The 13161-nt window shown below is 73.4% G+C and carries 9 protein-coding genes; 5 read left to right on the forward strand and 4 right to left on the reverse strand.

Translation table 11 applies throughout. From position 1 onward, the window contains the following. Positions 1-87: 87 nt before the first annotated feature. Complete coding sequence (locus WMF20_RS10115; protein ID WP_437612763.1) at positions 88-2901, forward strand: tetratricopeptide repeat protein; 2814 nt, start codon at positions 88-90, stop codon at positions 2899-2901. Positions 2902-3681: 780 nt separating this feature from the next. Here WMF20_RS10115 and WMF20_RS10120 read toward each other — a convergent pair. From WMF20_RS10120 to WMF20_RS10130, 3 genes are all read right to left on the reverse strand, one after another. Next, positions 3682-4320 carry a hypothetical protein gene (locus WMF20_RS10120; protein ID WP_437612765.1) on the reverse strand — a complete coding sequence of 213 codons (639 nt, stop codon included), beginning with the start codon at positions 4318-4320 and terminating at the stop codon, positions 3682-3684. Then, positions 4317-5657 (reverse strand): AAA family ATPase, encoded by a 1341-nt coding sequence (locus WMF20_RS10125; RefSeq protein ID WP_437612767.1) that lies wholly within the window; start codon positions 5655-5657, stop codon positions 4317-4319. The genes WMF20_RS10120 and WMF20_RS10125 overlap by 4 nt, the downstream gene beginning before the upstream one ends. A gap of 361 nt (positions 5658-6018) precedes the next feature. After that, on the reverse strand, positions 6019-7401 hold the full coding sequence (locus WMF20_RS10130) for a sigma-54-dependent transcriptional regulator (RefSeq protein ID WP_129574156.1): 1383 nt from the start codon (positions 7399-7401) through the stop codon (positions 6019-6021). A 348-nt stretch (positions 7402-7749) separates the two neighbouring features. Between WMF20_RS10130 and WMF20_RS10135 the strand changes: the two genes are divergently transcribed. The 4 genes from WMF20_RS10135 (at position 7750) to WMF20_RS10150 (ending at position 12264) form a co-directional block, all read left to right on the forward strand. Beyond that, positions 7750-8916: a hypothetical protein gene (locus tag WMF20_RS10135; RefSeq protein WP_437612769.1), complete on the forward strand. Its 1167-nt coding sequence runs from the start codon at positions 7750-7752 to the stop codon at positions 8914-8916. A 237-nt stretch (positions 8917-9153) separates the two neighbouring features. After that, positions 9154-10524: a metallopeptidase family protein gene (locus WMF20_RS10140; protein ID WP_437612771.1), complete on the forward strand. Its 1371-nt coding sequence runs from the start codon at positions 9154-9156 to the stop codon at positions 10522-10524. 147 nt (positions 10525-10671) lie between these two features. Further along, complete coding sequence (locus WMF20_RS10145; protein ID WP_437612773.1) at positions 10672-11172, forward strand: hypothetical protein; 501 nt, start codon at positions 10672-10674, stop codon at positions 11170-11172. A 57-nt stretch (positions 11173-11229) separates the two neighbouring features. After that, positions 11230-12264, forward strand: coding sequence for a peptidyl-prolyl cis-trans isomerase (locus tag WMF20_RS10150; protein WP_129574160.1), 1035 nt, complete (start codon positions 11230-11232; stop codon positions 12262-12264). 88 nt (positions 12265-12352) lie between these two features. Here the strand turns inward: WMF20_RS10150 and WMF20_RS10155 are convergent, their stop codons facing one another. Then, on the reverse strand, positions 12353-13159 hold the full coding sequence (locus tag WMF20_RS10155) for a hypothetical protein (RefSeq protein ID WP_437612775.1): 807 nt from the start codon (positions 13157-13159) through the stop codon (positions 12353-12355). Positions 13160-13161: the final 2 nt, after the last annotated feature.

A 13161-nucleotide genomic window follows, 5' to 3' on the forward strand; every position in this document is an offset into this window, starting at 1 on the left:
CTTCGATTGATTGCGCACGGCTCCGCACGGCTCACGTGCGGTTACGTACGACTGCGAACGATGGCGCACGGTTGCGCACGGGGTCTCATGCGAAGCCACTCGATCCGCCGCTCTCTCGCCGCCCTCCTCGTCGCCGCCGCCTGCGCGGCCCAGGCGCCCGCGTCCGCGGAGCCGCCCCCTTCGCTCGCGCGCGCCGAGGCGCTCGTCGCGCAGGGGGATTACGCCGGCGCCGAGAAGGTCCTCCTCGCGCTCCAGGGCGGGAAGGAGCGCGCCGCCGCGCTGCTCACGAAGGCGCGGATCGAGCTCGCGACGGGCCGCTACGACGACGCGGCGAAGACGGCGAAGGCGGCCGCCGCGCTCGGCAGGGAGGCGAAGATCGCGGCCGCGCCGCTCAGGGCCGAGGCGCTCGCGCGCCGCGGGAAGGTGGCCGAGGCGATCGCGGCGGCGCGTGAGGTCGAGCGGGAGGACGAGGCCCGCCGCGCGCGGCTCGTGCTCGGCGAGCTCCTCATCCAGTCGGGCAAGCGGGGCGAGGCGCGCGCGCCGCTGATGACGATCATCGACGACTACAACGACGACAAGATCACCGCGAACGACGCGGAGGGCCTGTCGCTGGTCGGGCGCGCGGCGCACCTGCTCCGGAGCGCGCGCGACGCGAACGACGCGTTCAACGCGGCCGAGAAGGTCGGCGGCAAGCAGCGGGTCGAGACGTTGCTCTGGCGGGCCGAGCTGTTCCTCGACAAGTATGACCCCGGCCACGCCGGCCAGGTGGTGAAGGAGGCGCTCAAGCTCGCCCCGAAGGACCCGATGGTCCACGTCGCGATGGCGCGCGTGAAGCTCGACAGCGCGCTCGACTTCGGCGGCGCCGACAGCGAGATCGCGCAGGCGCTCTCGGTGAACCCGAACCTCGGCGAGGCCTACTTCGTGCGCGCCGGGCTCGCGCTCCGCGACATGGACATCGACGCCGCGGCCGCCGCGGCGGATCGCGGCCTCCAGGTGAACCCGGGCGATCTGGAGCTGCTCTCGATCAAGGCGGCGGGCCGGTTCCTGGCCGACGACGCGGCCGGCTTCGAGGCGCTCAAGGCGAAGGTGCTCGCCCTGAACCCGGAGTTCTCGCGGTTCTTCCAGATCGTCGGCGAGTTCGCGGAGTGGGAGCACCGCTACGACGACATCGTCAAGATGATGGGGGAGGCGACGCAGGTCGATCCGAACGACGCGAAGGCGCACGCCACGCTCGGGCTCAATCTGATTCGCGCCGGCGACGAGAAGAGCGGCCTCCAGGCGCTCCAGAAGGCGTGGGACAAGGATCGCTTCAACGTCCGGGTCTTCAACACGCTGAACCTCTACGAGAAGGACATCGCCACCCAGTACGTCACCGTGGAGGGGCAGACGTTCCGCGTCCGCTACCACAAGCAGGAGCGGGCGATCCTCGAGCGGTACGTGCCGCGGATGCTCGAAGAGGCCTGGGGCTCGATGGTGAAGCGTTACGGCTTCACGCCGAAGGTGCCGGTCTCGATCGAGCTCTACGCGTCGACGGAGAACTTCAGCGTGAGGACGAGCGGCCTGCCCAACGTGGGCATCCAGGGCGTCTGCTTCGGCCAGACGCTCGCCGCGCTGAGCCCGGCGGCGGCGGAGTTCAACTGGGGCAACGTGCTGTGGCACGAGCTCGGGCACGTCTTCGCGATCCAGCTCTCGAAGAACCACGTCCCGCGCTGGTTCACCGAGGGGCTCAGCGAGTACGAGACGATCGTGCGTCGGCCGGAGTGGCACCGCGAGGAGGATCCGGCGCTGTTCGCCGCGCTGAAGGGCGGGAGGATCCCGGCGGTCGCGGGGTTCAACCGGGCGTTCACGCACGTCGACGACATCGCGGACGTGACGATGGCGTACTTCGCGGCGAGCCAGATCGTGGTCTTCATGGTCGAGGAGTTCGGCTTCTCGAAGGTCGTGTCGATGTTGCCGCGGTGGGCCGCGGGCAAGCGCACGCCGGAGGTCGTGAAGGAGTCGCTCGGCATCGGGACCGAGGAGCTGGATCGGCGCTTCCGCGCGTGGTTGAAGCCGCGGCTCGAGCGTTACGAGAAGCAGTACGTCCCCGATCTCCAGGCGCCGCCGCTCGACGAGGCGCGCAAGGCGGCGGCGCGCGCTCCGAAGGACGCGAGGCGGCTGGTCGAGCTCGCGCTCGCGCTGGACAAGGACGGGCAGCACCAGGAGTCCGAGGCGGTGCTCGCGGAGGCGCTCCGGGTGGACCCGAAGCAGCCGGACGCGAACTACCTCAAGGTGCGCGCGGCGTTCGCCGAGAAGAAGATCGACGAGGCGGCGAGGCTCTTGGGCAAGATGGTCGCCGACGGCCACGACGGCTACGTCGTGCGGATGAAGCTGGCGGATCTGGCCGAGCTGAAGAAGGACGCGGCGAGGATGAAGGCGAACCTCGAGGCGGCGTCGCGGCTGGATCCCACGCAGGCCGAGCCGTTGCAGGGGCTCTACGACCTCGCGCGCCGGCAGAAGGACGCTGCGGGCGAGCTCGCGGCGCTGCGGCGGCTCGCGCTGCTCGACCAGCATGATCGCCGGGTCTGGCGGCGGCTGCTGCGGCTGCTGGTGGAGCGGGGCGCGTGGGAGGAGGCGCGCAAGGTCGGCGAGAGCGCGATCTATGTCGACGTGGCGAACCCGGAGATCCACCGGCTCTACGCGCGGGCGCTGGCGCGCACGGGGCGGCACGTGTCGGCGATCTACGAGCTGAACAGCGCGCTCCTTGCTGGGGCGAAGGCGGCGGACGCGGCGGAGATCTACGGGGAGCTCGCCAAGGCGTACGCGAAGATGAAGCAGGACGACTACGCGAAGCAGGCGATCGAGTACCAGAAGGCGATGCGGGGGGCGTCGCCGCCGGCGCCGCGGGCGATGCCGGATTGAGGCTCGGGGCTCGGGCTCGAGGCTCGAGGCTCGAGGCTCGAGGCTCGGGGCTCGGGGCTCGGGGCTCGGCGCGAGCGGCGAGGGGAGGGCGGAGATCCGGGCTGCACGCGCCGGAGAGGGTCTCCGCGCGGCAGGGCGCGGGTGGGCGCTCGGCCATCCGCCGAGGCGGGGACGAGGGAGCTTGCGCTGAGAACACCGCCCGGCATGTCTCCCTTCGGGCCTCGCCACCTGGGACGTTTCGTCGCGCGCCACACAAGGCGCGCCTGAGACGCGGAGCCCGCTGGGACCTGATGGCACCTCGGTCGGTGCTCGCCGCGCCCACCCGCGCCCTGCCGCGCGGAGACCCCCTCCGGCGCTCGCGTGGTGCCAGATCAAGCTGCCATGCGCCGGGGCTGACCACCGCAACACAACGCGCCCCTAGCCTCGCGCTCGACGAGCACGGCCTGCCCTCGGCGGACCGGAAACGGTTCCGGCGAGGCAGCTGGGAGCCCCCGAGGAACCGGAAACGGTTCCGGCGAGGCAGCTGGGAGCCCCCGAGGAACCGGAAACGGTTCTGGCGAGGCAGCTGGGAGCCCCCGAGGAACCGGAAACGGTTCCGGCGAGGCAGCTGGGAGCCCCCGAGGAACCGGAAACGGTTCCGGCGAGGCAGCTGGGAGCCCCCGAGGAACCGGAAACGGTTCCGGCGAGGCAGCTGGGAGCCCCCGAGGAACCGGAAACGGTTCCGGCGAGGCAGCTGGGAGCCCCCGGGGAACCGGAAACGGTCCTACGGCGCAGCAGCAGTCATGAGCCCGAGATTCCGGCTTGCGTGGAGCGCGGGGCCCCGTCACTAGCCACCGGCTCGGCGGCCGCTTGCTCCCGCTGCTTCCGCACCGCGCGCGCGATGAGGGGCGCCTTTCGGGCGAGGTCCTCCAAGCTGAGCCCTTCCTCGCGGTACATCCGGTACCACTCCTGCCGGAAGCCGACGACGCTCTCGCCATCGCCGAGCTTGAGCCGCTTCAGCATGGTCTGCGCGCGATCACGGAACTCCGGCGGGCAGCGATCGGTCAGCACCATCTGGCACGAGGGGAGGATTACCTCGAACCAGCCGTCTCCGACCTCGAATGGATCCAGCACCTGATCGGAGCGGAGCGCGCTCTTGCTGCTGTTGATCGATGCCGTCGCGTAGCGGAAATTGGTCCACTCGTAGGCGAGGCTGGGATCTTCATCGCGCGAGACGAAGTGGTCGACTGTCCCCGGCGCCGAGAGCCACATGGCCGTGTAGCCGCACAAGCCCTTGAACGCTGCCTGAAGGTCGCGCGCAGCGCGCCGCCAGTGGCTCGGCATCCTCTTGGCGCCGCCCTCGGCGAGCCACCGCCGGCCGGGCTGTCGCACTCTGACATCGAAGTCCGCGGGCTCAGGCGTGCGCTCGAACGGGATCATGCGCCCTGCCGCTCCCGGCGCACGATCCAGCGCGGCCAGAAGCGATCCTGATCCGGCAGGACGCGCACGAGCTCCCGATGGAGTTCCTCCTCGCTCCTGAGCCCTTCCGGCAGCGCGCCGGTCTCGCCGCGCATCAGCGCCTCGGCGGCCTCGATGGCGCGCTCCGCCTCGATCGAGCGCGCCTGCTCCAGGCCGAACACCGGGGACGTGAGCCACCCGATCGCATCGCCGCGCTTCGCCCAGGGGAGCTCGCGCACGGTCACGTCGGCGCCGTCGAGCTCGAACACGAACAGCTTGTCTCTGGCCGGATTGAAGTGCGGCTCGATCGACGCGAGCACGAGGGGTGAATGCGTCGTGAGCAGCACCTGCGGGCGCATCGAAGGGGCGAGCCCGCTCAGGGCGCCGAGCAGCGCGGGGACGATGTGGCGTTGCCACCTAGGGTGCAGGTGCGTCTCGGGCTCCTCCATCAGCACGACGATGCGGTCCGAGGGCTGCCAGCCGATCAGGCGTGACGCCTGCACGTGCTCCGACCAGGACCACGCGATGAGGTAGGAGAGCTCGAGGATCCGCTTCATCCCGGCGGACGCGTGGACGATGGGGATCGTGCCGTACGGGAGCTCGACGGTCGGGAACTTGCGCACGTCGTCGAGGTAGAGCCGCACCGGCTTGCCGGGCTTCATCTTCTCCGCGGGGTGAGAGAGCTGCTCCAGCACGCGGCAGAGGAGCTGGAACGGGCGGGCCTCATCGCTGTCCGCCGCCTCGAGCTGCCACGTCACCCAGTCCTGGACGAGCCCGTTGCAGACGGGTCTGCCCTCGTGAGCGAGCCCGTCCCAGAGCTGCCTCTCCTCGAAGAGATAGGGCTGGGGATCGGGCGAAGGCGACGACGACATTCGGTACAGAGCGCTGCCCATCGAGGGGATATTTCGACAGGGATCCCAGACGGAGCATGCGCCATTCGTACGGACGTGGAGCACCGGGACCAGGCCGCGTACCCACGAAGAGATGACCGCCCCGGAAGGGGTATTGGTCCAGCTGCGGCCCATGTGGCGCCCGAACCTGTCGCTCCACTGCTGAGCCAGTCGATCGTACTTGCCTTCGAACCGATCGCGCGTGGTACCCGTACCGGCCTCACCCGCGATCCGTGCGCTCCCTTCCTTGCCCTCCCGCGGCAGCACCGGCCGATCCGTCCACGTTCCGGTGAGCGCCCACCAAGCGACCTCGAGCACGAAGCTCTTGCCGAGCCCGTTGTCGCCGGTGAGCACGTTGAGCCGCTCGCCGAGCTCCAGGTCGAGCCGGTCGGCCGGCCCCACGCCTTCCAGGTGCAGCGATCGCAGCATCGTGGTTCCGCGTACCACACCCGCCGCGGTCCAGGCCATGCGTCGCGCGGTACTCCCGTCCTTCGACACCCGTAGCGCCGAGGGGAGGGTCTGCGCGGCGGCCGCGGGTGGGCGCGGCGAGCACCGACCGAGGTGCCATAAGGTCCCAGCGGGCTCCGCGTCTCAGGCGCGCCTTGTGTGGCGCGCGACGAAACGTCCCAGGTGGCAAGGCCCGAAGGGAGACATGCCGGGCGGTGTTCTCAGCGCAAGCTCCCCCGTCCCCGCCTCGGCGGATGGCCGAGCGCCCACCCGCGGCCGACGCGCAGACCCTCCCCTCGGCGCGGGCTCCCCGGCACGGCCCCCTCTCCGTCTCCGTCGCCGGCTACTCCTCGTCCGCCTCCCCCTTGTCCCCCCGCAACCCGAGCGCCTTGCACTTCTTGTAGAGGTGGCTCCGCTCCAGCCCGAGCCCCCGCGCCGTCGCCGCCATCTGCCCTCCGTAGTGGCCGAGCGCCTCCTCCAGGATGGTCCGCTCCGCCTCCTCCGCGAGCACCCGGAACGGCACCCCCGGCCGGAAGATCCCGCCCTTCATCGCGGCCTGCTGCCCGCCGAGGCAGACCTTCACGTCGCCCTCGTCGATCGTCTCGTCCGGCGTCAGGATCACCAACCGCTCGATGATGTTGCGCAGCTCCCGCACGTTCCCCGGGAAGCTGTAGGCGACGAGCATCCGCATCCCGCCCTCCGTGAACGCCATCCCGGGCCGATCGTTCGCCTGCGTCGCGAGCGCCAGGAAATGCCGCGCGAGCAGCGGCACGTCCTCGCGCCGCGCCCGCAGCGGCGGCAGCGACAGCGGCAGCACGTTCAGCCGATCGTAGAGGTCCGGCCGGAACTGCCCCTCGCGGCACGCGGCCTCGATGTCGCGGTTCGTCGCCGCCACCACGCGCACGTCGACCTTGAGCGTCTCGTGCCCGCCCACGCGCTCGATCTCCCGCTCCTGCAGCACCCGGAGCAGCTTCGCCTGCATCGCGAGCGGCATGTCCCCGACCTCGTCGAGGAACAGCGTCCCGCCGCTCGCGCGCTCGAACTTCCCCCGCCGCTGCTTCGTCGCGCCCGTGAACGCCCCCGCCTCGTGCCCGAACATCTCGCTCTCGATGAGCTCGCTCGGGACCGCCGCGCAGTTCATCTTCTCCAGAGGCCCGCGCGCCCGCTTCGACGCCGCGTGGATCGCGCGCGCGACGAGCTCCTTGCCAGTGCCGCGCTCGCCCGTCACGAACACCGTCGCGGTCGCCTTCGCCGCGCGCGCGATCTGCTCGCGCAGCTCGTGCATCGCCCGGCTCTCGCCGATGAGCTCGCCCACCTGGCCGGTCTGCGTCCGGAGCGCCTTCGCCTCGGCCTCGGCGCGGACCAGGCGCAGGGTGTTCTCGAGCACCAGGAGCAGCCGATCGGTCGACAGCGGCTTCTCCAGGAAGTCGATCGCGCCGAGCCGCGTCGCGCGGACGGCGGCGTCGACCGTCGCGTGGCCGCTCATCATCACGACCGGTATCTCCGACCCCGCGGCGCGTACCCGCTGGAGCAGCTCGACGCCGTCGCCGTCGGGCAGCGAGACGTCGAACAGCGCGATGTCATAGCTCCGCTTCGCCAGCTTCTCCTCGGCCACGCCGACGCCGCCGGCGACGTCGACCGTGTAGCCCTCGAGCGACAGGGCCTTCTGCAGTGTCGTCAAGATCGCCCGCTCGTCGTCGAGCACCAGCACATGTCCGCGCGGCATGCTTGCCACCGTAGCGCGGAACCGCCGCGGCCGACGCGCGGCCGACGCCCGACCGCCGCGGCCGACGTCCGACCGCCGCGGCCGACGCCCGACCGCCGCCCCGCCGCGCCGCCGCGCAGGAGAGTGCGTCGAGCGCGCGTCGGCAGCGACAAGAACCCGTGGCAACGGCCCGACGCACGGGGGGGGCGCCGCTGCGCCACCGGCGCCGCCCCGGAGCGCGCCGGGACGCGCAGCGCCGCGCCCCCCTTCGCCGCGGTCCGTGACGCAGCGACCTCCGCCGCGCCTCCGTCGTGCGCGACATGGAGAAAGGGGCTCCGGCGCCCGTGCGCTATGGTAGCTTGACGCAGGATGTCTGCCGACGGTCCGGCGACGGCGGAAGGAGATCTGGAGCGAACGCCGTTCGCGCACCTCTTCGTCTATGCCGTCGACCACCGGCTGACCGGCGCGCTCATCCTGGTGGAGCCCACCGGCGCCGAGCACACGCTGCGCATCGTCCGGGGATCCCCGGTCAAGATCCGCCCGAGCGACGGCTACGCCCGGCTCGGCGAGATCCTGCTCGAGGAGGGGGTGATCTCCGCGGACATCCTGTCGGACGCGCTCGCGACGAGGGGCCTCCTCGGCGACGTGCTGCTGCTGACGGGGCTCCTCGACGCCCCGACCATCGACTGGCTCGCGCACGTCCAGTTCGTGCGGCGGATGGTGCGCCTCTTCGACCTGCCTCCGGAGACGAAGTACCGCTACTTCGACGGCCTCGACGTGCTCGCCGACTGGGGGGGCGATCCAGCGAAGGTCGATCCGCTCGGGCTCCTCTGGGCCGGGCTGCGCGACCACGGCGAGCGCTCGACGCGGCTCCACCGGACCCTGGAGCGGATCGAGTCGGTGCCCCTCCGTCTGCACCCCGCCCTCGAGCCCGGCCGCTTCGGCTTCGGCGAGGGCGAGCGCGCCGTGCTCGACGTGGTCCAGAGCTCCGCGCCCTCGCTCCCCGCGCTCATCCGGTCCGGGGTCGCGCCGGAGTCGACGGTGCGCAAGCTCATCTACGCCCTGGCGATCACCCGCTACCTCGATTTCGGGAAGGGCATCCCGGTGGGCGCGGAGCCCTCGTCGAGCGTGCCTCCGGCCAGCGCGGCGAGCCTGTCGCTCGGGCGCATGCAGCTCCGCCCCACCGTGCATCGCGTGGGCGCCGCCGCGCCGGATCCGGCCGGCGACGGCGAGCGCGCGCCGGTGCTCGGTCGAGGCCGCCGCCGCGATCGCATGTCCTCGGAGCCGTCGCCGGTGTCCACCGTCGCGGGGACGTCCCCGCTCAGCGGAGGCTCGCTCTCCGCCGCCGTGGCAGCCGAGCTCGCCAGCGCCGCCGGGATCGCCAGCGCCGCCGGGATCGCCAGCGCCGCCGGCATGGACAGCGGCCGGCCGCCGCGCGAGCCCTCCGGCGCCGGCAGGGACCGCGACGCGTGGGGCTCCTCGGCTCCGCCCGGCGAGGGCGGCCCGGGCGGCTCGCCGGCGACCGAGGACCCCTGACGACGGCGGCCCGCGGCGGAGCTCCACACGCGGCGAGGCCGCGCCGCGCTGGACGGCGCGCGACGAGGCCGCGCCGCGCCGGAAGGCGCGCGACGAGGCCGCGCCGCGCCGGAAGGCGCGCGACGAGGCCGCGCCGCGCTGGACGGCGCGCGACGAGGCCGCGCCGCGCCGGAAGGCGCGCGACGAGGGCGCGCGGCGCTGGAAGGCGCGCTCGCGTTTCTTTATAGGCGCCGAGCGATGCCGAGCCCCGCGCAACGCCCGCTGCCCGACCAGGTCCACCTCCCCTCCGGCACCGTCGTGCGCCTCTCGGACACCGCCGCGCGCGCCGAGGCCGCGGCCATCTTCGGCGCTCCCGGCGGCCGCGGCGGCGGCGAGCGCTCCTCCTTCGGCAGGTGCGCGCGCGACGTGCAGGTCCTCGCGGGCCCGTCCGTCCTGGCCGACGCGCGCGGCGCGCCGCTGGATCCGCTCGGCCTCCCGCTCGCCGACGCCCATGTGCTGCGCGCGCTCCTCGCGTCGGCCGGCGTCGTCCCCGAGGCGCCGGGCGCGTACACCTGCGAGAACTGCGGCGCCCCGTTCGAGGTCGCCCCGTCGCGCCTGCTCGAGATCGGGCCGTTCACCGACGGCGAGCTCGACGATCCAGAGCTCGATCGCCCGTTCGATTTCGGCGCGCTGCACCCGATCCCGGCGCTGCGCGTGGGGCGCGCCGTCTGCCGCGGCGTGCGGTTCGCCGAGCGGACCGTGGAGGAGGCGATGCCGCTGCTCCGCCTGTCCGGCGAGGGCGCGCTCCGGATCACGCCGTCGCTCGTCGTGGCCATGGGGATCGCGGCGATCGGCCGCGAGCGGCGCGCGAAGGTGATCGCCGACGCGCTCGCCGCGGCGCCGGACGAGGCCTGGGCGGCGATCGTCGACCTCTACCACGAGGCGCGCTACCCCGCGCGGCTCGTCGCGGTCCACCGCTGCCAGGGCTGCGGCGCCCGCAACGATCTCGACGTGCCCCTCGAGCGCGAGCTCGCGCGCGCGCCGCTCCGCGCCCCCGAAGCGGGCGCGGACGATCCCGAGGAGCAGCCCGGCGCGCCGGCGGGGAGGGCGGGCGCCTTCCCGGATCTCGACGCCTTCGAGGCGCGCGTCCGCGCGGCGGCCGAGCGCATCTACGCGGCCCGCGGCGTGCGGAACATCGATCTCTTCATCGACGCGGGGGTGCCCGCCTGCGACGACGGCGGCGAGCCGCTGCTCGGCTGCTACACGCCCGGGACGCCCGCGGACGAGCTCGGGATCGCTCGCCCTCCGGAGATCCGGATCTTCTACCGGACGTTTCGGTCGGAAGCTCGCGCGGACCCCGGGTTCGACGTCGACGCGGAGATCGCCGAGACGATCGACCACGAGGTGACCCACCACCTGCACCACCTGGCCGGCAGCGATCCGCTCGACGACGAGGAGCACGCGCACATCGAGCGCGAGGAGCTGCGCCGGATCGGCCACGCCGAGGCCGCGCGGCGGGCGCGGCGCGGCGCGCTCTCGGATCTCGCCGGCTTCGCGCGCGCGACGTGGCCGGCCTGGGTGATCGCCGCGGTAGGAACGGCCCTCGCGTGGTGCGAGGGCGGACGCTGACGCTTCGGCACCGCGCCCCGCGCCCCGTGCCCCGCGCTCGCCGCTTTCTTCGAAGCGCGGGATGAGCTGTTTATACTGCGGCGACAGCAACAAGATGTGCCGGGGAATACCGGCTCCTCGAGCGCCGCTGTGCTCCTGCCGAGGATCGTGAAGACGAAGAGCTCGCCGGCCGCCAGGGCCGGATCCACCAAAGCGCCCCGTCCTGCCAAGCGGAACGGCGATGCGAAGAACCGCCGGGGAAGCCCGGACGCGGTCGAGAAGCGCCGGGCGGCGCGCCGGTTCAACGAGCTGCTCCTGGGCGGCGGCGGCCGCGCCGGCGACGGCCGCACCGAGCGCCGGCGTCGGCGCCTGCTCGCCGAGCTGGCCGAGGGCGTCGCGCGGCGCGGCAAGCGCGCGCTCAAGCCGATCGACGTCCTGTCGCGGGTCGAGGAGCTCCTCGAGCTCGGCGAGCCGCTCGCCTCGATCCGCAAAGCGTGCCCGCCGCCGCCGCCGGTCGAGGTGACGGCCGAGCTCGTCGAAGGGCTGCGGCACCTCCACCGCGCCTACGGCTTCTCCGCGGACGTGTACCGGTTCGTCGGGCTCGACGCGCACGCCTTGCGAAGGGCGGGGGTGCTGCGGGGCAGCGGAGAGCAAGGCGCGTCCGCCTAGGGCGCGCGCCGCGGCGCGGCTTGACCTTGCCCGCCCGCGCGGGGATAACCCGCTCCGATGCGCGCGAGAACGGTGAAGCTCTCCCTCGCCGCGGCCGCCGTGGCGGCCGTGGGCGCGGCGTCGACCGGCCTGTCGCCCCGCGCCGAGGCGCAGACGCCGGCCGGCGGCGCGGCGGACGCGGTGGTGGCGCGCGTCGGCGACCGGGTGATCACGGCGCCCGAGGTCGAGCGCAGGCTCGCGCAGATCCCTCCGTTCCAGCTCCAGAGCTTCGGGCGCACGCCGGAAGAGATCCGGAAGAGCTTCGTGAGCCAGGTCCTCGTGCGCGAGCAGCTGCTCGCCCAGGGGGCCGCCGCGCAGAAGCTCACCGAGCGCGCCGACGTGCAGGATCGCATCCGCAGCGTCCTGCGCGCCGCGCTGCTGCAGCGGCTCCAGGCGGAGGCGGCGGCGAGCTCCCCGGTGACGGACGAGGAGGTCCGCGCCTACTACGAGGCCCACCGCGACAAGTTCAGCTCCCCGGCGATGGTCGCGCTCTGGCGCATCCTCGTCGCGACGCGCGAGGAGGCCGAGGCGATCCTGGCGGAGCTCAAGAAGGACCCGTCGCCCCAGCGGTTCAAGGACATCGCGCGCGAGAGGTCGCTCGACAAGGCGACCAGCATGCGCGGCGGCGATCTCGGCTTCGTGGCGCCCGACGGCGCCACGTCCGAGCCGGGGCTGAAGGTCGCCCCGGGGCTCCTGGAGGCCGCCGCCCGGGTGAAGGACGCGGAGCTCGTGCCCGAGCCGGTGCCGGAGGGCGATCGCTTCGCCGTGCTGTGGCGGCGCCAGAGCCGGAGGCCCGTGAGCCGCTCGCTGGAGCAGGAGGCGCCGTCGATCCGCCAGATCCTCGCGCACGGCAAGGCCGAGGCGCAGGTGAAGCAGCTCCTCGAGCGCCTGCGGGCGCAGGACGTGTCGGGCTATGCGCCCGAGCTCGTCGACCTCATCGACGTCACCTCGACGGGCGATCTGCAGCCGCTGAAGCGCCCGGGCACCCTCGCGAGCAGCCGCCGCCCGGGCGCGCCCCCGCCATCGCCCGTGCCGCGCAACGACATGCGCTGACCACGGCGACCGGGCGCGGAGCGCGGCGACCAGGCGCGGAGCGCGGCGCCGACGCCTTCGGGTCGCCGCGATCGACCGGGGGCGAGCGTCAGCTGAAGGCGACGGCGAGCGCGATGGCGGCGATGCCGGAGGCGATGGTGAGCGCGAGCGCGGCGATGCTGCCGGCGCGTCGGGCGCGCGCTGCCGCGCCGGGGTGGAGCGCGTAGACCCCGAGGAGCAGCGCCGTGGAGGCCCTGCCCGGCACCCGGAGCGAGGCGGACAGGAGCTGCTCGGCGCCCTTGACGCCGCCGGTGACGAGCATGACGAGCGCGCCGAGCGGGCCGGCCATGAGGTCCCAGCCGCACGCGTAGAGCCCGAAGCGGATCGCGCGCCGTCGCTCGGGCCGCGCTCCCTGGCGGCGCGCGCCGAGGTCGAGCGCGGCCCCGTGCAAGGTGTGCGCGAGCACCATCCACACGGTGAGCCCCGGGACGCCGAGCGCGAGCCACTGGAGGGCGCTCTCGCGCGCGGCCGGGTTCCGGGCGAGCTCCAGCGTCAGGCCCGGCAGCGCCAGCGCGGCGACGGGCAGGAGCGCGACGATCATCGAGAGGATCGCGAGCGCCTCCGCCAGCAGGGCGAACCGCATGGCCGCCGAGATCGCGCCGTCGGGGATCGCCGCGAAGAACGTCTCGGCCCCGAGCGTGGTCGCCTTCGAGGTGGCCCAGAGCCGCGACCAGACCCCGTCGATCGTGCGCTCCCAGGGGATGATCGCGACGACCCCCGAGCCCTCGTCGGTCGCCGCGGAGCACCCGGCGCAATCGGGCTGGCCGCAGCACGCGCAGAGCACCGCCGCGGGGACGTCGAACACCTCGTCGTCCCGCGAGAGCTCACGGCGTACGCTGGCAGATTTCTTGGCCATTG

Source organism: Sorangium sp. So ce834 (assembly GCF_051521425.1).
In the GTDB taxonomy this organism is placed as follows: Bacteria; Myxococcota_A; Polyangia; order Polyangiales; family Polyangiaceae; genus Sorangium; species Sorangium cellulosum_D.